Annotated in this window: 21 protein-coding genes and 1 pseudogene; 8 read left to right on the plus strand and 14 right to left on the minus strand. The window is 70.0% G+C overall.

The genetic code is table 11. From position 1 onward, the window contains the following. Window positions 1-54: 54 nt before the first annotated feature. Both V6U90_RS20930 and V6U90_RS20935 read right to left on the minus strand, forming a co-directional pair. Window positions 55-1,062 (minus strand): LacI family DNA-binding transcriptional regulator, encoded by a 1,008-nt coding sequence (locus V6U90_RS20930; protein WP_334439233.1) that lies wholly within the window; start codon window positions 1,060-1,062, stop codon window positions 55-57. A gap of 302 nt (window positions 1,063-1,364) precedes the next feature. Beyond that, window positions 1,365-1,655, minus strand: coding sequence for a hypothetical protein (locus V6U90_RS20935; protein ID WP_334439236.1), 291 nt, complete (start codon window positions 1,653-1,655; stop codon window positions 1,365-1,367). On the opposite strand from V6U90_RS20935, the gene V6U90_RS20940 reads away from it, so the two are divergent. The 7 genes from V6U90_RS20940 (at window position 1,654) to V6U90_RS20970 (ending at window position 8,016) form a co-directional block, all read left to right on the plus strand. Beyond that, a complete protein-coding gene (locus tag V6U90_RS20940) occupies window positions 1,654-2,505 on the plus strand; it encodes a dihydroorotate dehydrogenase (RefSeq protein ID WP_334439238.1) in 852 nt (283 codons plus the stop codon). The genes V6U90_RS20935 and V6U90_RS20940 overlap by 2 nt on opposite strands. Before the next feature lie 35 nt (window positions 2,506-2,540). Further along, window positions 2,541-3,374, plus strand: a complete 834-nt coding sequence (locus V6U90_RS20945) for an IclR family transcriptional regulator (protein WP_334439240.1) — start codon at window positions 2,541-2,543, stop codon at window positions 3,372-3,374. Between the two features lie 17 nt (window positions 3,375-3,391). Further along, window positions 3,392-3,991 (plus strand): orotate phosphoribosyltransferase, encoded by a 600-nt coding sequence (locus V6U90_RS20950; RefSeq protein ID WP_334439242.1) that lies wholly within the window; start codon window positions 3,392-3,394, stop codon window positions 3,989-3,991. Window positions 3,992-4,060: 69 nt separating this feature from the next. After that, a complete protein-coding gene (locus tag V6U90_RS20955) occupies window positions 4,061-4,534 on the plus strand; it encodes a hypothetical protein (protein ID WP_334439244.1) in 474 nt (157 codons plus the stop codon). Beyond that, on the plus strand, window positions 4,531-5,826 hold the full coding sequence (locus tag V6U90_RS20960; RefSeq protein WP_334439247.1) for a Zn-dependent hydrolase: 1,296 nt from the start codon (window positions 4,531-4,533) through the stop codon (window positions 5,824-5,826). The genes V6U90_RS20955 and V6U90_RS20960 overlap by 4 nt, the downstream gene beginning before the upstream one ends. After that, complete coding sequence (locus tag V6U90_RS20965) at window positions 5,820-6,671, plus strand: iron-sulfur cluster-binding protein (protein ID WP_334439250.1); 852 nt, start codon at window positions 5,820-5,822, stop codon at window positions 6,669-6,671. Before V6U90_RS20960 ends, V6U90_RS20965 begins: the two co-directional genes overlap by 7 nt. Continuing rightward, window positions 6,664-8,016, plus strand: coding sequence for a dihydroorotase (locus tag V6U90_RS20970; RefSeq protein WP_334439252.1), 1,353 nt, complete (start codon window positions 6,664-6,666; stop codon window positions 8,014-8,016). Before V6U90_RS20965 ends, V6U90_RS20970 begins: the two co-directional genes overlap by 8 nt. Window positions 8,017-8,285: 269 nt before the next feature. Here V6U90_RS20970 and V6U90_RS20975 read toward each other — a convergent pair. Then, window positions 8,286-8,451 (minus strand): annotated as a pseudogene (locus tag V6U90_RS20975) (IS630 family transposase); the annotation flags it as partial. Between the two features lie 567 nt (window positions 8,452-9,018). Here V6U90_RS20975 and V6U90_RS20980 point away from each other — a divergent pair. Next, window positions 9,019-9,228 (plus strand): hypothetical protein, encoded by a 210-nt coding sequence (locus V6U90_RS20980; protein WP_334439254.1) that lies wholly within the window; start codon window positions 9,019-9,021, stop codon window positions 9,226-9,228. A 103-nt stretch (window positions 9,229-9,331) separates the two neighbouring features. Here V6U90_RS20980 and V6U90_RS20985 read toward each other — a convergent pair whose 3' ends face one another. The 11 genes from V6U90_RS20985 to V6U90_RS21035 all read right to left on the minus strand — a co-directional run bounded on the left by V6U90_RS20985 (window position 9,332) and on the right by V6U90_RS21035 (window position 18,691). Next, on the minus strand, window positions 9,332-10,288 hold the full coding sequence (locus V6U90_RS20985) for an amidohydrolase family protein (protein WP_334439255.1): 957 nt from the start codon (window positions 10,286-10,288) through the stop codon (window positions 9,332-9,334). Between the two features lie 196 nt (window positions 10,289-10,484). Further along, window positions 10,485-11,231, minus strand: a complete 747-nt coding sequence (locus tag V6U90_RS20990) for a GntR family transcriptional regulator (protein WP_334439257.1) — start codon at window positions 11,229-11,231, stop codon at window positions 10,485-10,487. Window positions 11,232-11,428: 197 nt separating this feature from the next. Next, on the minus strand, window positions 11,429-12,310 hold the full coding sequence (locus V6U90_RS20995; protein ID WP_334439259.1) for a fumarylacetoacetate hydrolase family protein: 882 nt from the start codon (window positions 12,308-12,310) through the stop codon (window positions 11,429-11,431). Then, entirely contained in the window at window positions 12,307-12,720 is a 414-nt protein-coding gene (locus V6U90_RS21000) for a RidA family protein (RefSeq protein WP_334439261.1), read from the minus strand. The genes V6U90_RS20995 and V6U90_RS21000 overlap by 4 nt, the downstream gene beginning before the upstream one ends. 26 nt (window positions 12,721-12,746) lie before the next feature. Further along, a complete protein-coding gene (locus tag V6U90_RS21005) occupies window positions 12,747-13,283 on the minus strand; it encodes a cupin domain-containing protein (RefSeq protein ID WP_334439263.1) in 537 nt (178 codons plus the stop codon). After that, the gene (locus V6U90_RS21010; RefSeq protein WP_334439265.1) at window positions 13,280-13,651 is read right to left on the minus strand and encodes a cupin; all 372 of its coding nucleotides are present in this window, start codon (window positions 13,649-13,651) and stop codon (window positions 13,280-13,282) included. Before V6U90_RS21010 ends, V6U90_RS21005 begins: the two co-directional genes overlap by 4 nt. Window positions 13,652-13,680: 29 nt before the next feature. Then, on the minus strand, window positions 13,681-15,285 hold the full coding sequence (locus V6U90_RS21015) for an FAD-dependent monooxygenase (protein WP_334439268.1): 1,605 nt from the start codon (window positions 15,283-15,285) through the stop codon (window positions 13,681-13,683). Beyond that, window positions 15,282-16,016 carry an SDR family NAD(P)-dependent oxidoreductase gene (locus tag V6U90_RS21020; RefSeq protein ID WP_334439270.1) on the minus strand — a complete coding sequence of 245 codons (735 nt, stop codon included), beginning with the start codon at window positions 16,014-16,016 and terminating at the stop codon, window positions 15,282-15,284. The genes V6U90_RS21015 and V6U90_RS21020 overlap by 4 nt, the downstream gene beginning before the upstream one ends. 34 nt (window positions 16,017-16,050) lie before the next feature. After that, window positions 16,051-17,130: an Ldh family oxidoreductase gene (locus tag V6U90_RS21025; RefSeq protein ID WP_334439274.1), complete on the minus strand. Its 1,080-nt coding sequence runs from the start codon at window positions 17,128-17,130 to the stop codon at window positions 16,051-16,053. Continuing rightward, window positions 17,127-17,927 (minus strand): ABC transporter permease, encoded by an 801-nt coding sequence (locus V6U90_RS21030; RefSeq protein WP_334439277.1) that lies wholly within the window; start codon window positions 17,925-17,927, stop codon window positions 17,127-17,129. Before V6U90_RS21030 ends, V6U90_RS21025 begins: the two co-directional genes overlap by 4 nt. Further along, on the minus strand, window positions 17,924-18,691 hold the full coding sequence (locus tag V6U90_RS21035) for an ABC transporter ATP-binding protein (RefSeq protein WP_334439280.1): 768 nt from the start codon (window positions 18,689-18,691) through the stop codon (window positions 17,924-17,926). The genes V6U90_RS21030 and V6U90_RS21035 overlap by 4 nt, the downstream gene beginning before the upstream one ends. Window positions 18,692-18,706 lie beyond the last annotated feature (15 nt).

Genomic DNA, 18,706 nt, shown 5'->3' on the forward strand with positions numbered 1-18,706 from the left:
GTACCGTTGCCGCCGTGGTTGTCTGATTGTCGACGGAACTTCCGGTTGGCGCACTCATTTCTGTTCACATCCACAACTCGATCGGAAGATTGGCTCGGCGGGCAGGCTGACGTGCCTCGCCGGTCGGTACGGATCGCGTATGCGCTCCTCCATGAGGGTCAGCGCCTCGGCGGCGAGCAGGGACAGGGGCTGCCGCATGGTGGACAGCGGCGGTGTGGTGTAGGCGCTGACGTCGGTCCCGTCGAAGGAGACGATGGCGACGTCGCGGGGCACGTCGAGCCCTCGGTCGCGCACGGCGCGCAGCAGGCCCAGTGCCTGCCGATCCGAGGCGACGAAGACGGCGGCGGGCAGTGTCAACCGGTCGAGCAGTTGGGCACCGGCCAACCGTCCGCCGTCCGGCGTGAAGTCCGACGACACCTCCCACGCTTCGGCGGTGATGTCGTGGTCCCGTAGTGCCTGCCGCCAGCCGGCGGCCCGTTCCCGTCCCACGACGGTCTCGCTGGGGCCGGACAGGCACGACACCTGCCGGAAGCCATGCCCGAGTAGATGGCTGGTGGCCAGACGGGCACCCTCGTGGTGATCCACCGCGACCGAGTCGTGTCCGCTGGTGGCCTCCGGCGGCACGCGGTCGATTACGACCACCGGGCACGGGGCGTCAGCCAACGCGAGTGCGTTCGAAGGGCTCTCGTGACGGGGCACCCACAACACCCCCTCGGCCCGCACGTCGCCCATGGCGGCGAGCCGTTCCCCCTCCTCCCGTCCGTTGGAGTGCAACAGGAAGAGCAGCTTGCCGCGCCGCGCGGCTTCGGTCTCGATCGCATGCGCCAGTTCGGCGAAGAACGGGTTGCCGCCGTCCGGCATCAGCAGGCCGAGAAACCCGCTGCGGGTACGACGCAGTGCCTGGGCGACCCGGTTCGGGCGGTAGCCGAGTTCCTGGATGGCCGCCTCGACCCGGGCCCGGGTCGCTGGGGCCACGGGTTTGGGTCCGCCATTCAGCACATAGCTGACCACTGCGGCGGATGTCTGTGCCCGCTTGGCCACGTCGGCTCGGGTCACCTTCATCAGCACCTCCGGGGGAAGGAAGAACCGAAGATATGTCCATCACAACGTGTAGTCAACACGTGTAGATGATTTGGTGTCGCTGCGGCAACGTCTCAGGCGGCCGGGCGCGCCTCGCCGCTGCCTCTTCAAGCCGAAGGCCTGCTTCGCCTCAGCGGAAATCCGGAGCGTCTTTTGATCCAAGGTCGACGATGCGGCGAGCCCGTCCGGGGGGACACCCCACCCGGTGGGCGCCCCGACCACGCATGCCATCAGGTCCCGTCCGGAGCTGCCAAGCGGGGTCACCGCGGAGCCGCCTCAGCCCCTCAAGCTGGATAAATGATCGACCTGGCCCATCGCACCCCCGAGCCGGAAGCAAGCGGCGGCAGCCCTTGACGAACGTCGAGCCATGGCGCATAGTCGGCTCTTCCCAAGTGGAAGGCGTTCATCCGCGTGGAGGAAACAATGCTGTGCGCCTCATCCGGCACTCTGGGCGAGGCTGCCGTCACCCCGACGGCGGAGGCGGACTCAAGAGACCATTTCTGGGCCACCAGCGACCCAGTGGCGGTCGATTTGTCCGTCACGATGGGTGACATCAGGCTGAACAATCCCGTCATGCCGGCGTCCGGTTGCTTCGGCCCCGAACTCGGCGCTCTGCTGCCGGTGCACGAGTTGGGCGCCCTGGTGACCAAGACCGTCTTCGCCACGGTCCGGTCGGGCAACCCCGCACACCGGATCACGGAGGCTGCCGACGGGATGCTCAACAGCGTCGGTATCCCGAGTCCCGGCATCGCCGAGTTCCGGGCACAGGTGCTTCCGCAGTACCTGGCGACGAGCGTGCCCACCATCATCAGCATCGGCGGGCTCACCGTCGCGGAGTACTGGGCAGCGGCAGATCAACTGGCCGGACACGGCGCCACCGCGGTCGAGGTCAACGTCTCGTGCCCCAATCTGGAGCACGGCGGTCTGGCCATCGGCACCGATCCGACCACGGTGGAGCGGGTCGTGTCGGGCGTGGTCGCCCGTTCGGACGTACCGGTGTTCGTCAAGCTCACCCCGAACGTCACCTCGATCGCGGAGATCGCCCGCGCCGCGGAGCACGCCGGAGCCACCGCCATCACCGTGGCAAACACCTTCCCGGCGATGAGCGTGGACGTCACCCACCGCTCGGCCGTACTCGGCAACGGTGTCGGTGGGCTTTCCGGGCCGGCCGTGAAACCGATCGCGCTACGCCTGGTCTGGCAGGCCGCCCAGGCGGTCGACATCCCGGTCATCGGCTGTGGCGGCATCACCACCGCCCGGGACGCCCTGGAGTTCCTGCTCGCCGGGGCAACCGCCATCCAGGTCGGAACCGCCAACTTCACCCGGCCGTACGCCATGGCGCAGATCGTCCGGGGCCTCGGACCCCTGCTCGCCGCATCGGGCACGATGACCGTTTCGGACGTCATCGGCTCGTTACGAGTCTGAGCTTTCGCGCCCGAGCGCCTGTCGAAGGAGAGATCGTGCAGCCGGTTGTCAGAGCCCTGGAAATACTTCGCGCCATCGCCCGCCACGGCGACGGGATGACCATCGGGGATCTTCACTCGATGCTCGACATCCCGCTGGGCAGTGCCCACCGGTTGCTGGCCGTCCTGACCGAGCAGGAATTCGTCACCCGGTCACCGATCAACCGACGTTACTTCCTCGGACCTGCCGCCCGGCAGTTGACCGAGCAGAACAACCGGCGTACCTCGACCCTGACCGCGCCACACCCCGCAGTCGTCGCAGCCGCGGCCGAGTCCGGCGAGACGGTCTTCCTCTCCGAACTGGTCGGCAGCCAGGTGGTCTGCATCTCGCTCATCGAGAGCAAGCACCCGCTACGCCTGTTCGTGCGGATCGGCCAGGAGATGCCCCTTCACGCCGCCGCCTCCGCGCGGGCGCTCCTCGCCGACCTGGACACCAGCAAAGCCCGCGCCCTGCTCGCCGACCGCCCGCTCACTCCCTTCACCCCGGACACCCCGGCCACCCCCGATGCCGTGATCGAACACCTGGCGGTCGTCCGGGCACGCGGGTACGACGTGTGCGACGACGAGTTGGACCGCGGAGTGTGGGCCGTGGCAGCGCCGATCCGGACGTCCACCGGGACAACCTGTGCGAGCCTCACCCTGGCCGCAGCCGCCGACCGGATGCGCGACCCCGTGGCCCGGGCAGGAGCGATCCACCTCGTGCTCACCACGGCAGCTCGGCTCAGCGCTGAACTCGGCTACATCAGCCGGTTCCCGTCGTCACCGTCGGTCACACAACGATCAGCCGGACAAGCCACGACCGAACCGACCAGCCTCGGAGGAAGACCATGATCCGCGCTGACAGCGCTGTGGACACCGGCACCAACCGGCGGAACATGTTCCAGAGCCGCCACCAACGTTGGACGGAACTGGCGCGAGACCTCCGCGCCGCGGCGTGCCTACCGGGCGAGTTCATGCTCGACGCGAACGAGCCTGTCGACACGTACATCGACGTTGTTCTGTTCGAAACCCGGCCGACGATCCTCCGCCGGATGGCTGCCCTGCTGGCGGATCTGGTGGACGCGACCGCCGACAGGCTGGCCGCCCGGACGCAGGTGATGCCGCTCGTCACCGCGCTGTCCCTGGAGACCGGCCTGCCCTTCGCCATGATCCGCAGCCTCGAGGACGGGGGCGGGTCACGGGTCGAGGGCGAGCTGCACGCCGGCGAACGGGTCATCCTCGTCGAGGACGTGATCGTGTCGGGCGCGCACACTGCGGTCGCGGTGCGCGCACTGCGTGACCTCGGCGCGGTGGTGCCGGGCGTACTGGCCGCCGTCGACCGCAGCCGGGGCCGGAGCCATACCGCCGCCAACTGCCCCGTCCAGGCCCTGTACACCCCGCTCGACCTGCAGATACCCGACCAGGCGCGGTCGCGCGCCCGAACGGACGCCAGCCAGGCGACAGCCTGACAGACCGGGGGCGCACCGCGTCGCCGAACCCGCGCGTATACCACCTACCCAAATGGAGCTGAGACCGCGATGACGACTTACCCACCATCTCCGGACCGACTCGCCGCCGCCGTCGACGAACTGCGACGGGCAGCGGCAGACGGCGGTGTCGCAGACACCGCCGCAGTCGAAATCGTCGGCCGGATGCTCGCCGAGCGGCTGCGGCCGCAGAACCCCGATGTCATCGTCGGGCGGGACAACATCGACGACGGTGTGCTGACCCATGTGGTGTGCCGGGAACTGAACATCCCGGCGGTACGGGTCTACGAAGGATCCGGGCTGCTCTCGCTGAGTCGGCATCCCACCGCCGGATCGCGAGCCGCGCTTCTCGCCGTGGCCTGGTCCGACCCGGCACCGCTACGGACACTACAACGCCTCCTCGCCAACGATCAGGTGACCGTGGTGGCCGTCGCGGCAGCCCTGCCCATCCCCGAACCGGCACTGGCCGGTCCGGACGGGAACCCGGTCGCCACCGTCACCACAACGACGGACGCACCACAATGAGCCCGACGCTGGTGGAAACCGGCCTGCCACCGGCTGACACCGGCCGGCTGACCCACCTGCTGACGGAGTTCGCCGGACACAGCGAGACCACGCACGGGGTGACCCGGCTCGCGTACACCCCGCTGGAACGCGCGGCGCACCGCATGTTCACCGACGAGCTCAGTGCGCTCGGCCTACGTACCTGGACCGACGCGGCCGGCAACAGCTACGCCGAGATTGCGGGCGGCAGGCCAGCCCCCGCCATCGGTACGGGCTCCCACCTGGACTCCGTGCCGAATGCCGGCCGGTTCGACGGCATCGCCGGCGTGGTAGCGGCGATGGAGGTAGCCCGCATCCTGGTGGAGAGCGACACGCAACACACGCATCCGATCAGGTTCGTGGCGTTCGCCGGCGAAGAGGGCGCCCGGTTCGGCCAGGCCTGTACCGGCAGCCGGATCGCGGCAGGCCTACTCGACTCGCCGGACCTGGCCGACCTGCGGGACACGCGTGGTGTGTCCGTTGCTGACGCCATGCGGTCGGTGGGGCTCGACCCGGACCGTGTCGCGGAGGCGCGCTGGAGCACGGACGACTGGGCGGCATTCGTGGAACTCCACATCGAGCAGGGCAACGTGCTCGAGGCACAGGCCATCCCGGTGGGCATTGTCGACCTCATCTCCGGCAGTACCCGCCTTCGGATCGACCTGCATGGCCGCGCCTCGCACACCGGGGGCACCCCGATGCACCAACGTGCGGACGCCATGACCGCCGCAGCCGAGATAACGCTGCTCGCCGAGGACATCGCCACCGACGCTCGACATCACGGTACGCGAGCGACCGTCGGCCGGCTGGAGCTCGAACCAGGATCGATCACCACCATCCCTGGCACGGCCCGGCTGTACGTCGACATCCGTGACGTGGACAGCGATCGACAGCGATTGACCGCGGTCGAGTTGATGGACGGTGCCCGGAGCATCTGCGAGCGGCGCGGACTGACCCTCGAAATCGAGACGTTGGGCGACACTTCACCGGTCGTGCTGCCGGTCTGGTTACGTCGCAAGATCGCCGACGTCTGCACCACCACCGGCACCAGGTACCGGGTACTCCCCAGCGGCGCCAGCCACGACAGTCAGATGATCAACAAGGTCGTACCGGCTGGAATGATCTTCGTACCCAGCCGGAACGGTCTGAGCCACGTCCCGGACGAGTGGACCAGCGTGGAGGATCTCGCCGTCGGTACCGACCTGCTCGCCCGCAGCCTCCTCGCCCTGGACCGCGAGCTGGCCTCCGGAACCACGGTGGAGACGACGTGCTGAACACCGCAGGCCACCTCGTGCCGCTGGATCTGCCACCGACACACCGCCCCCGACCCACCTGGCACCACGCACCGGTGCTCCGCCATGAACCGGTCGGCGACGACCGGTACCGCTTTCTGCGCCTGCACGCCCCGACCATCGCCGCCCGGGCCCAGGCCGGCCAGTTCGTCATGCTCACCGCAGCGCGCACCGACGAGGTCGGCCCCGTCCTGCCCCGCCCGATGGCAATCTACGACGCGGCACCGGAAACGGGCACGATCGACGTGGTGTACGGGGTGCTCGGAGGGGGCACCCGAAAGCTCTCGACCTTCGCCGTTGGCGAGACCATGCTCGTGACCGGGCCGCTGGGCCAGGGATTCCACCTCACTGCCGGCAGCAACCACGTGCTGTTGCTCGGCCGGGGAATCGGCACCTGCTCGCTGACCATGGTCGCCGCAGCCAATACCGCCCGGGGCGGCGTGACGACGGCTGTCGTCAGTGCCCGCCACCCGGGGGCCCTGGTCGGCGTCGATGTGCTTCGCCGGGGCGGAACCGGGCAACTCCACCAGGTGACCGACATGGATGCCACCAGTGAGCCCGACTTCCTGGCCGCACTGCTCACCACAACGCTGGACAACAACCCCCCGGAACTCATCCTTACCTGCGGTTCACAGCGGTTGGTCGACCTGGCCGCCGAACTCGGCCGGCGTTGGGGCGCCGAGGTGCAGGTTTCGGTCGAAGCCCACATGGCGTGTGGCCTGGGGTACTGCCACGGATGTTCGTCCGGGCAACGGGGAGAGGGCAGGGAAGCTCCCCTGGTCTGCCTCGACGGGCCGGTCTTCCGGTGGAACGTCGACAATGGCTGAGCCGAGCTGGGACGTTCCGGTAGGGCCACTGTCCCGGCAGCCGCTTCTGCCATGCACGGTGCTCCGGGGCGTACGCCCCTACGGCGACCGCCCGATCGATCTGCTGATCGAAAACGGCAAGATCGCCGCACATGGCGACATCAGCACCGGACCGGATGTCCTCGACGTCGCCTGCCACGGTCTCATCCTCCTGCCCGCCCTCACGGATCTGCACACCCACCTACGGGAGCCGGGCACCGAGGACGCCGAGACGATTGCCACCGGCACGCTGGCGGCGGTCAGAGGTGGGTACGCCACCGTGTTCGCGATGGCGAACACTCTTCCGGTGGCCGACGGCCCGGAACAGGTGGAACACGTCGCCGACATCGCCGAGCACACCGGCCACTGCCGGGTACGACCCGTGGGCGCGGTCACCCTCGGTCTCGCCGGCGCCACCATCGCCCCGATCGAGGCGATGGCTGCCTCGCACGCCAAGACCCGGATGTTCTCCGACGACGGTCGGTGCGTGGAGGATCCCGCACTGATGAGGCAGGCGCTGCGCCGAGCGGCCGACGCAGGTGGATTCATCGCCCAGCACGCGCAGTCGTCACCGCTGACACCGGGCGCTCAGGCCAACGACGGGGCACCGGCCCGCGAGTTGGCGCTGGCCGGCTGGCCGAACGTGGCCGAAGAGGTGATCATCGCTCGGGACTGCGTTCTCGCTGGCGCGGACAACACACCCCTGCACATCTGCCACGTCTCGACCCGTGGCAGCGTGGAGATCATCCGCTGGGCCAAGTCCCGAGGTTGGCCGGTCACCGCAGAAGTCACCCCGCACCATCTCCTGCTCACCGACGAGCTGGTCCGTACCGGGGACACCCGTTACAAGGTCAACCCGCCGCTACGGAACATCCAGGACGTACTGGCCCTGCGCGACGCCCTCGCCGAGGGCATCATCGACGTGGTCGCCACCGATCACGCGCCACACACCCCGACAGCCAAGAACCGCCCATGGTCCGACGCCCCACCCGGCATGCTGGGCCTGGAGACCGCGCTGCCGGTCGTCGCGGAGACCATGGTGCGTACGGGACTCATGTCCTGGCGCGGGCTGGCCGAGGCGATGGCCATCCGGCCGGCGGCCATCGGGGGGACCGGCGTCGGCTCCGACCCGCTCCAACCAGGGATGCCGGCCAGCCTGCTTCTCATTGACGCCGGAGCCGACTGGACGGTCGATCCCACCCGACTGGCCAGTCCAGCACGCAACACGCCCTTCTCCGGTCACCGACTCGGATGCCGGGTGGTCGCCACCATGATCGACGGCAGGCTCGCCTGGTCCACCGGCGATGCAATGCTCAGCAAGGACTGAGCGCGACCGGCAATAGGGCGGTGGCTCTGATTGGATTTTCGTCCTTGACCTCGGTGTGGGTCCGTTGGACAGGGCGTGCCCCTGGCCGGAACGGGGCGCGCATCCGTCTCGAGCCGCAGAACGGCTAGGAGGTCAACAGGCGCTGTTGTGTTGGCGGATCGGTGGACGAGCTGAGCCGCTTTGCCGGTCCTGTTCAGATCGCTTGGGCCGGCTCGGCGAACCCTGCGTGGCATCCAGCAGGCGCGGACTTTGGCGAGTAGTACGAGTCAGGTTTCGTCTTCGGCGAGTAGGACGCTGCCGGTGGGTCAGGGCTTGTAGCCGGCGGCGGATGCTGGTGCGGGTGGTGCCGTGGTCGGGGTCGGTCTTGGCGATCAGACGGGGTCGGCGCCGGGTGGCGTGGTCGCGGATGCGTCGGTAGGTGGTGCGCAGGCTGATCACTGCGGCCTGACGCAAACATTGACGAGTCGCGTGGTCTAGTCCAGTATCTCCTTGAGCCGCTGCGCACCCACGCGCACCGGCTCCCATTCATAATCCTCAAGTTCCTAGGAGTACGTCCATGCGACACAGCTACTCTCGGGGACGCTGGCGCTTCCCGCGCTCAGTGGCCGGCTGCGCGCTGGTCTCTCTTGTCGGCGCGGGTGCGCTGGTGTGCCCACCGTCCACGGCCAGCGGCGCTGCCGCCACCCCGTCCCTCAATCCGCAGCCACAGGAATTGTCCGTTACCGGGACCCCGCTTGACCTGCCGGCCTCTGTGACACTTGTTCGTGGCGCGGTCGCGGACCAGCCAGCCGTTGACGCCGTGGTGGCCGCTTTCACCGCATACGACACGAGCGTCACCATCACCTCCACCGATCCGGGCACCGGAACAACCGTTTACGTCGGAGGAGCGAGTGAGACGCCCGCCAGCGCGGCGGCACTGAGCGCAATCGGTGTCACCGCTCCCAGCACGCTGCCGGACCAGGGTTATCTGCTGGCCACGTCAGTTTGGGACCCCGAGCTTCTGTGGGCGCGGGTTGGACCGCCAACACGCTGCCCTACCCGACCGATCTGAGCGGGGACGGCCGCGCCGACCTGGTCTCGATCAGCATCGATGAGAACGGCGTGGGCTGGCTCGTCACGAACATCAATGCGGGCCGTTTCGCGAGCGGCTTGATGTTCCCCACGTCGGTAAGACACGGCCCGGGATGGCAAGGAACGATGTTCCTTCGCTGACGGGACTGCCCAGTTTCACCAAGGCTGATGTCCGAGGGGACAACGTTCGGCAGGACTCTGGAGATCAGCAACTCCAGTGCCTACGCCGCTGCCTCGACCGACGTCACCGGCCGGCAGGCGCCCGTCCCAGGGCACGCGCCGCGTTGTCGGTGGCCACCTGCCGGGCGTAGTTCCCGCCCCGGTGGGTAACCGTGGCGGCCGGGTCGTCGGTGCCCATCGGGAACGGCCAGTCGCTACCGAGCACCAACCGGTCCGCGCCGAAGACCGACACCGCCAGGTCGATCACCGCCGGGTCGTGGGCCAGGTTGTCGACGTAGAGCGCGCGCACTGCTTCGGCGGGGGTGGGCGACAGTACCGGTACGCCCGGCCGGGTGGTGGTGTGCCCACGCTCCCAGCGCCCGACCACCGCCGGCACGCAACCGCCGCAGTGCACCAGCACGAACCGGATGCCCGGGTACCCGCCGAGCACCCCACCGAAGATGAGCTGGGCCACCGCCACCGCCGTCTCGACCGGGTTGCCCAGCAGGTTGGCCAGGTAGTAGGGCTCCAACCGGGGATCCGCCGAGTGCGCGGGGTGCAGTTGCAGGGTGCGTCGATCCGCGTCGAGACGCTGCCACAACGGGCGCAGCGCCGGGCCGTCCAGCGGTCCGGCGTCGCCACCGGCGGCGCCGACCACCCCGGCCCAGCGGTCGTCGGCAGCGATCCGGTCATACTCCGCGAGCGCCACCTCGGGGTGTTCGAACGGCAGGTACGCCAGCGGGGTGAGCCGGGGCCGGTCGGCGACCACGGCGAGCAGGCCGTCGTTGGCCACCCGGACCCACGCCGCCGCCTCCGGCCTGGACAACCGCTGGCGGTAGAAGGGCGGCGGCACGCTGACGATCGCCTCGTCCAGCCCAGTCTGGTCCAGGTGGTTCTCGAGCCGGTCCGGGTGGTACAGGTCAGCCGGTCCGACCCGTTTGCCGCCGAGCAGGGCCGCGCCGTCACCGTCGACCGCGACCCCTGGGAGGTCGGCCGGGCGCAGGTCGGGGGCGAGGTGGGCGTGCATGTCGATGCCGGGCACTGGGGGTTCCTTAACGGTTCGGCCCGACCGGCGGTCACGACGGCACGCGCCGACGGTACGGGATGGTGACTGGCGTGGCCGCCCACCCGGGCGGCGGGCTGCCCGTCGGGAAGGTGTTTCCGCCGGATGGAGGGCGGTGTCAGCGGCGTACCGGCCCTGACACCGGTGGTCATCTGCCGGTACGCGAGCGCTTCGGTTATTCCCGGGCCGTGGGCACCGCTGCCGCGTCGGTGTTCATCTTGCCGATCACGCGGTCGGCCGCGTGCTGGATGTGGACCCGCACGGCGGCCACCGCCATCGCCACGTCCCCCGCCACGCACGCGTCGAGGATGGCCCGATGCTCCCGGACCCGTTCCTCGTGCTGCGCGGTCGGGGTGACCATGGCGAACCGGTACCGCTCGCTGTTCTCCCAGACCGGCTCCAGACCGCGCAGCAGCCAACGCGATCCGGCCGCCCGGTAGATGGTGAAGTGGAACTCGGTGTGCGCCCGGCGGGCAGCCGTGGCGTCGCCGCGCGCGGACGCGGCGATATGCTCGTCGAGTGCCGCCTCGGCGCGCCGGGCGTCCTCGGCGGTGAACCGGGTTGCCGCCCGCTCGACCAGCGCGGTCTCCATGGCGATCCGGGCCTCGTGGGTGTCGACCGCGTCCTCGACGGTCAGCGGCACCACCCAGGCGCCCTTGTGTTGGACCACCTCGACGAGGCCGATCGCGGCCAACCGCCGGATCGACTCCCGGACCGGGCTCATGCTCATGCCGAGCAGGTCGGCCATCTCGTTGAGCCGCAGCGGGGTGCCGGCCGGCAGTCGACCGGTGAGGATCGCCTCGTGCAGGATCGCGGTCGCCGAGTCGGCGAGGGTGCGGTGCTGCCCGTCGGCTCCACCGGCACTGACCCGGCCGTCATCGCTGGCGTCACTCAGGACGGTTCTACGATGTGCTGTTGCCACGGTGTGCCTCCGGATAGAGCCGCTGGTGGATGCCGTCCGCGTCCCGTCTTCGGGGACATGCGAGACATGATCCTGGTCCGTAGGGTTTTGGGTGATCCCACAAACGCACCGGCGCGCCCTGGAAATGGTACCAATTTCGTCGTTGTGGAATGGTGCGGGGCGGCGCCACGATGCGTCCGCCCCGCATCTGTCAGGGATCAGTGCAGCTTCGTGAGCCGCACCTGGTTACGCAGCTCACCGAGCCCTTCCACCCGGGTCACCACCAGGTCGCCGTCGGTCAGGAACACCTGCGGTTCGCGGGCGTTCCCGATGCCGCTCGGCGTTCCGGTGAGCACCACGTCGCCGGCCCGCAGGGTCATCCCCCAACTCAGTTCGGCGATGATACGGGCGAATGGGAAAGCCATCTGCGCGGTCGAGGCGTCCTGGAGCAGCACGCCGTTCACCTCGCACTGGATGCGCAGGTTCGCCGGGTCCGGCACCTCGTCCACGGTGGTCAGCCACGGCCCGAGCGGCATGGTGGCGTCGATGCTCTTGCCCTTGAGCCACTGACCGCCATGCGCGCGTTGCAGGTCGCGCTGCGACACGTCGTTGGCGACGCAGAACGCCGCCACGTACGACATCGCATCCGCCTCGCTCACCGAACGGCAGTCCGCCCCGACAACCAGCGCTACCTCCGCCTCGTAGTCCCACTTCGCGGAGAGCTGCGGGTCGTAGGCGATGTCGTCGAACGGGCCGACGACGGTGTCCGGGCCCTTGGTGAAAAAGGTCGGATGCTTGGGGCGTTCCGCGGGATCCTGCCCCTCCCGCTTACCGCGCGACTCCTCGAAGTGGTCCCAGTAGTTCCAGCCCGTGCAGAGGATGTCCCGGTTGAACCGGCGCAGCGGCGCGTCGAGCCGGACCTCGGCCAACGGCACCGCCGCGACCTGCCGCGCGGCGGCGCGGACCGCGTCCAACGCGTCCGCGCCACCACGGAACGCCTCGTCGAGTCCGCCCAGCTCAGCGGGGAGCACGGCGACGGTGTCGCCGTCCACCACCCCGATCCGCCGGCCGGTCACGGTACGAACGCTGGCGAGCTTCATCGGGCATCCTGCTCGTCGTCGATCACGCCAATCGCGTTGATCTCGATCAGGTAGTCCTTGTTCACGAACTTGGAGACCTCCACCATCGTAGAGGCCGGTGGCTCACCGGTGAAGTACTGCCGGCGCACCTCGTGGATGGCGTTGAAGTCCTCCATGTTGCGGACGTAGACGTCCACCCGCACGATGTCCTCCAGTGACCCGCCGGCGGCCTTCATCGCGGCGCGCAGGTTCTGGCAGACCTGGTGCGTCTGGGCGGTGATGTCACCGACGCCGGTGACCCCGCCCTCGCGGTTGCGAGCGGTCATGCCGGACACGAACACCATCCGGCCCCGCGCCCTGATCTGCGTGGCCTGGGCGAAGTGACCGTTCGGGACGGCCAGCTCGGGGGAAACAATCTGCTGCTTGGGCATGGTCGCTTTCTCTTTCCGAGGTGGAGCTAGCGGGCGTCCGCCGGATCGGTGTACCACTCCGGCTGGGTCGGGTAGTGCGGCCCGTCGTAGATTTCCAGCAGGACGCTGTCCTCTTCGGCGAGCGTGGGCCCGTGCAGGCTGCCCTTCGGGTTCCAGTAGAAGGAGCCCGGGGTGAGGGTCAGCCCGGTGGGCAGGTAGGTGTACCGGCCGCTGAGGCAGAACATGAACTGGTTGGACGCGTGCGAGTGGCGCAGCGGGATGCCGGCGCCACTGCGGAACCGGATCAGCGAGATGGACGCCTCGGTCTTCTCGTCGCGCCACAGCGCCTTGTGCGAGAGACCGGCCAGCGTCTTGTCCGCCCAGTCCAGCTCATCGGTCTGGAGCAGGATCTCGCGGAACCGGGCCAGCACCAGGCCGTCCGGGCCGGGTACCAGTTCCTCCCGTGACCGGTCGGCCGCCTCGCCGCCGTAGTTCGACGGCTCGGAGAGGTTGTTGGCCCATTCCTGCGGGTCGACCCCGGCCGGCAGCGGCGGAGCCGGTACGAGCAGCGGCTGGTCAGTCATCGGTCGCCCTGACCGGCCACGAGGTTCTCCCCCAGGCACTTCAGTTCGACCAGCCGGCTGCGGTAACGGGTGGTGCCGTTGTTGGTGAGCATGTGGACCTCCCCCGGCTCGCGGTAGACCACGCCGCCGATGGCCTCGTGCACCAGGCGCGGGTCGCCACCGACGAGCGCGTCGATCCGGTTGTCGGCGGCCTCCAGCGCGATCACCAGGTACGGGTTGAGGTGGTGGTGCCAGGGCTGCTGCTCGCCGGGCTCCAGGGTGATCTCCCAGACCCGCACCTGGTCGTTCTCGAAGACCACCTGCTGGCCGACGGCACCGAGTTCGACCTGGCTTCCGTCCGGGGCGGTCGCGTGACCGTAGTTACTCATTGTCATCCCTTTCGCAGACGAGGGTGTGGTCAGGCCGGGTCACGGGGCGGTGGGCACCCGGTGACCCGGGCGTAGAGGTGGGCGGCCGTGTCGACGCCGGAGACCGGGTCGAACGGGACGATCGCCGCCACGTGCCCGTCCGGGCGGACCAGCACCAGTGTGTCGTTCTCGACGCCGAACCGGCGCCGTACCCGGTCCCCCGGGTCGAACAGCGCCCGGTCCCGCAGCCCGGAGTCGTGCGGCGCGTCCCACCGGCTCACCACGTAGTGCCGCAGCGCGGGCGATTCCTGCGGCGGCAGCGCCGGCACCCGGCGCGGGTCGGTGAAGTAGAGCGCCACGAAGGCGTCGGCGGCCAGGTCGTGCAGGTGCACCGTGCCGGACTGGCCGAACAGCGGCAGGTCGGGGCTGCGCGCCCCGGCCAGCACCGGCAGCGGCTCGTCACCGGCGGCGACCATCGACCAGTCACCCGTGCCGTCCACGTCGAGGCGTACCCCGAGCATGGCGCGGGTGAACGCGTTGCCCCAGTTGCCGGCGGTCATCACCCCCGGGTCGTCCGCCCGCCGGGCCATGTAGGCCCGCGCCGCGGCGGCCATCGACGCGGAGCCCTTGGTGGCGACCGGCTCCTGCTCGACCTGGTAACCGTCGAGCAGGCTCGGGTCGGCCCAGCCGCGCAGCACCCAGGCCATTCGCCAGGGCAGGTTGGAGGCGTCCAGGACCCCGGTGTTCAGGCCCAGCGCCCACATCGGCGTGATCAGGTGCGCGGCGTCGCCGAGCAGGAAGACCCGCCCGTCCTGCCACCGGTCGGCCACCCGCTGGTGGACGTGGTAGATGTTGGTGCCGACGATCTCCAGGGTCTTGGTGTCCCCGATGAACCGGCGCGCCTTGTCGACCAACTCCTCCCGGCTCGGCTCGGCCTGCCCGGCCGGCAGCGGGTAGAGGAAGCGCCAGCAGTGCGGCTGGCGGACCAGGATCATCCACTCCTGTGGGTCACCGAAGTAGGCCAGGTACGGGTAGTCGCGCGGGTTCTCCACGTCTAGGTCGACCCTCAGGTCGACCAGCATGTACCGCTCCTGGTACGTCTCGCCCTCGACCACCGCGCCGATCTGGTCCCGAACGGCGGACCGGCCACCGTCGCAGGCCAGCAGGTAACGCACCGGTACGGTCCGCTCCCCCTCGGCGGTACGCAGCCGCAGGTCCACCCGGTCGGGGTGCTGGACGAAGTCGAGCAGCCGGTGCCCCATGTGCAGCGCGCCGGGGGCGGTGGCGTCGAGCCGCTGTCGCAGGATCGGCTCCAGCTCGTGCTGCGGGATGTTGATGACGAACGGGAACCGGGTGTCCTCGGTCAGGTCGCCGGTCCGGACGCTGAGCGTCTGGGTGTTGGTGGCCCGGTCCAGCTCGCCGATCTCGTCGATGCGCAGCGACCCGGCCAGCACGTCGTCCAGGGCGCCGTACCGGTGCAGCACCTCCAGGGTGCGGGTGAGGACGGTGCCGGCCTTGGTGTCCAGCGACAGCCGCTCGTCCTCTTCGAAGACGACCACCGGCACGCCGTAGTGGGCCAGACCCAACGCGGTGACCAGGCCGACCGGCCCGGCACCGACGACACCCACCGGCAACTGCTCGGTCGTGCTGCTCATTTCGCCTCGCTCCTCGGGTACGCCCGGTCTCGGGTGAGGGTGGATCCGGTCATGGTCGCGGCGGGTGAGAGCAGGAACATCAGCGGGCCGACCACGTCGGCCGGCGTGCCGATGCCGGTGGCCCGCTCCCAGTGTTCCCGTTCGCCGCCGGTCGGGTTTGCCTGCTGGAACTGCGGGGTGTCCACCACACCGGGGAAGACGGTGTTCACCCGGATCCGGTGCTCGGCGACCTCGGCGGCGAGCGACTTGGCGAAGGCGATCAACGCCCCCTTGCTCGCCGCGTAAGCCGACGCCTGCGCCCGGCCGGCGGTGGCCAGGCCCGAGGCGAAGACCAGGACCACGCCCGAGCGGCGGGCGATCATGTCCGGCAGGACCGCCTGCGCGCACCAGACCACCCCGTCCAGGTTCACCGCCAGCGTGCGGCGCCACTGCTCGGGGTCCATGTCGACCACGTTGCACCGGGGCTGCACCGCAGCGCCGGCCACCAGGGCGTCGATCCGGCCGTGCTCGGTGAGCACCCGGGCCACCGCAGCGTGCACCGCGTCCCGGTCGGACACGTCCACCCGGTGCTCGTGCACCCGCCCGCCGGGATGCGGCCGCCCGGGTGCCACGTCGAACACCACGGCCGTACCGCCCGCGTCGGCGTAGGCGTGGGCGAGGGCGGCGCCGATGCCGTTGGCGCCCCCGGTGACCACGAGCACCTCGCCGGTGGCGTCGAAACTGGCCTGCATGACTTCCTTCCTCCTTGTTCGGACCTGGGCGCGGTCAGCCGGCGCTGTCCGGCGCCGGCAGCGACACGGCCAGCCCGGCGGCGACCTCCACCAGCCCGGCGAAGACCGACGGCTGGAGCGCGACACCGTCGCGCAGGGCCCGTTCGTACCGGCCGGCTTCGATGTCACCGGGCAGGTGGACCTGCTTCGTACCGGGTGCCAGCGCAGAGCCGAGCACCTGACCGGCCAGGTCGTCCACCCGGCGGCCGATTTCCTCCGCGTCCTCGGCGAACGCCTCGGCGTCCAGTGCGAGGAAGAAGTGCGCGCAGTCGTTGGGCACCGACACGTCGGCGTAGAGGCCCTGGACTCCCCGGCCGTACGCCCCGCCGGACAGCACCCCGGTGAGCACGTCGATCATGAGGGCGAGACCGTACCCCTTGTGGGCGCCGGACGGCAGCAGGAGCCCCTTGATCGCGGCGGCCGGATCGGTGGTGGGCCGCCCCTGCGCGTCGGTCGCCCAGGTCGCGGGGATCGCGCGGCCCTCACCGGCGGCCAGCCGGATCTTGCCGAGCGCGGCCTCGGAGAGCGCCACATCGAGGATCACCGGCCGGCCACCCGCGCGGGGTACGCCCACCGCGAGCGGGTTGTTGCCGACCACCGCCGAAGCGCCACCCGGGGCGGGCATCAGCGGACGGGTGTTGGCCGCCGCGATGCCGACGCAGCCGTTGTTCGCGGCGAGGTCCACGTAGCGGAACGCCCCACCGAAGTGGAACGCCCGGCGGACCGTGACCACGCCGACGCCGTACGCCTGCGCCTTCTCCACCGCCAGCCGCATCGCCTGGTCACCGGTGAGCTGCCCCAGCGCGTGGCCGGCGTCGAGCACCGCGATGGCGCCCTTGTCCCGGACCACCTCGGCCCGCTCGGCCAGGCTGACCGAGCCGGCCCTGATCCGGTCGACGTACATCGGCAGCAGCATCACCCCGTGTGAGGGGATCCCGCGCATGTCGGCGTCCACCAGGGAGCCGGCGACCAGACCGGCCGCGTGCGCGGAGAAGCCCAGTGCGCCGAAGACCGAGGCGACGGCGTCGGTGAGCCACCGGACCGGGACCGTCGGCGGGAGGTCCGGCGCGCTCATGACCGGTCCGCCCAGGGCACGAAGAACCGCTCGATCGCGGCGAGCAGGTAGAACAGCACGACGCTCAGCACGCCGAGCAGGATCATCGCGGCGAAGGCCAACGCGGTGTCGGCGCTCGCGCCGGAGGCGACGATCGCGTAGCCCAGCCCTTCGGTGGCGCCGACGAACTCGGCGATCACCGCGCCGATGACGGCGAGGGTGATGGCGAGCTTGAGACCGACGAAGAGCTGCGGAACGGCGGCCGGCATCCGGATCATGCGGAACGTCTGCCACCAGTTGGTCTTCAGCGATCGGCCCAGCTCCACCAGGTCGGCCGGGGTGGAGCTGAGCCCGGCGGCGGTGGAGATGACGATCGGGAAGAAGCAGACCAAAAAGACCAGGAAGACCTTGGGGAACTGGCCGAAGCCCATCCACACCACCAGCAGCGGCGCGACGGCCACCTTCGGTACGGCGTTGAGCATCAGCAGCAGCGGGTAGACGGTCCGCTCCAGCATCCGCGACGCGGTGACGATCAGCGCCAGCGGCACCCCGACCGCGATGGCCAGCAGGAAGCCCAGCACCGTCTCCCCGAGGGTGACCAGGGTGTTGTCCCACAGGTAGCCGGACTGGTCGGCCATGGCCTGCGCCACCTGTAGCGGGGACGGCAGGATGAAGCTCTCCACGTCGAAGACGACCGTGATCGCCCACCACAGGGCGGTGGCGGCCACGACGCCGAGCACGGGTGGGAGCTGCTGGGCCCAGTGGCCGCCGGTACGCGGTGTGTCGCGGCGGGTGCGGCGGGACTCGGTGACCGTCACCGTGCCACCTCCTCGGGGGTCATGAGCAGGTCGTGCAGTCGGGCGCGCAGGTCGCCGAGCTCGGCCGAGTGGCCGTCGTGTCCCAGCGAACGCGGACGGGCGATGTCGACCGCCACGATCTGTCGCAGCCGGCCCGGTCGCGGGCTGAGCACGACGACCCGGTCGGCGAGCAGCACGGCCTCGTCGACCGAGTGCGTCACGAAGAGCACCGTCGAGGCGTGCTTCATCTGGAGGCGCTGGAGTTCCACCGTCAGGTCGGCGCGGGTGAGCGCGTCGAGCGCAGAGAACGGCTCATCCATCAGCAGCACCCGCGGCTGCTGGATGAGGGCCCGGCACAGCGAGACCCGCTGCTGCATCCCGCCGGACAGCTCGTGCGGCAGGCGCTTCTCGAAGCCGTTCAACCCGACCAGGTCGAGCAGCTCGTGCGCGCGGGTCCGGGCGTCCCGCCGGTCCAGTTTGAACACCTCGGTCGGCAGCAGCACGTTGTCGATGACCGACCGCCACGGCAGTAGCGCCGGGCGCTGGAACATGAAGCCGACGTCCCGCCGTGGCCCCCGGATCGGGGTACCGGCGACGGTTATCTCGCCCGAGGTGGCCGACTGGAGGCCCGCCACCAGCCGCAGCAGGCTGGATTTACCGCACCCGGACCGCCCGACGATCGCCACGAACTCGCCGTCGGCGACCTCCAACGACACATCGCGCAGGGCCTCCACGTCACCGGCCCGGGTGCGGTAGATCTGCGAAACGTTACGAATTCCGATCATGGTTTCGCCCCTCGC

This window comes from Micromonospora sp. CPCC 206060 (genome assembly GCF_036906895.1).
GTDB lineage: Bacteria > Actinomycetota > Actinomycetes > Mycobacteriales > Micromonosporaceae > Micromonospora.

Excerpts from the sequence above, each read along its gene's own strand:
- V6U90_RS20930 (WP_334439233.1), bottom strand. The coding sequence starts at position 1,062 with ATGAAGGTGACCCGAGCCGACGTGGCCAAGCGGGCACAGACATCCGCC.
- V6U90_RS20940 (WP_334439238.1), top strand. The coding sequence starts at position 1,654 with ATGCCGGCGTCCGGTTGCTTCGGCCCCGAACTCGGCGCTCTGCTGCCG.
- V6U90_RS20935 (WP_334439236.1), bottom strand. The coding sequence starts at position 1,655 with ATGACGGGATTGTTCAGCCTGATGTCACCCATCGTGACGGACAAATCG.
- V6U90_RS20955 (WP_334439244.1), top strand. The coding sequence starts at position 4,061 with ATGACGACTTACCCACCATCTCCGGACCGACTCGCCGCCGCCGTCGAC.
- V6U90_RS20960 (WP_334439247.1), top strand. The coding sequence starts at position 4,531 with ATGAGCCCGACGCTGGTGGAAACCGGCCTGCCACCGGCTGACACCGGC.
- V6U90_RS20970 (WP_334439252.1), top strand. The coding sequence starts at position 6,664 with ATGGCTGAGCCGAGCTGGGACGTTCCGGTAGGGCCACTGTCCCGGCAG.
- V6U90_RS20995 (WP_334439259.1), bottom strand. The coding sequence starts at position 12,310 with ATGAAGCTCGCCAGCGTTCGTACCGTGACCGGCCGGCGGATCGGGGTG.
- V6U90_RS21000 (WP_334439261.1), bottom strand. The coding sequence starts at position 12,720 with ATGCCCAAGCAGCAGATTGTTTCCCCCGAGCTGGCCGTCCCGAACGGT.
- V6U90_RS21005 (WP_334439263.1), bottom strand. The coding sequence starts at position 13,283 with ATGACTGACCAGCCGCTGCTCGTACCGGCTCCGCCGCTGCCGGCCGGG.
- V6U90_RS21010 (WP_334439265.1), bottom strand. The coding sequence starts at position 13,651 with ATGAGTAACTACGGTCACGCGACCGCCCCGGACGGAAGCCAGGTCGAA.
- V6U90_RS21015 (WP_334439268.1), bottom strand. The coding sequence starts at position 15,285 with ATGAGCAGCACGACCGAGCAGTTGCCGGTGGGTGTCGTCGGTGCCGGG.
- V6U90_RS21020 (WP_334439270.1), bottom strand. The coding sequence starts at position 16,016 with ATGCAGGCCAGTTTCGACGCCACCGGCGAGGTGCTCGTGGTCACCGGG.
- V6U90_RS21025 (WP_334439274.1), bottom strand. The coding sequence starts at position 17,130 with ATGAGCGCGCCGGACCTCCCGCCGACGGTCCCGGTCCGGTGGCTCACC.
- V6U90_RS21035 (WP_334439280.1), bottom strand. The coding sequence starts at position 18,691 with ATGATCGGAATTCGTAACGTTTCGCAGATCTACCGCACCCGGGCCGGT.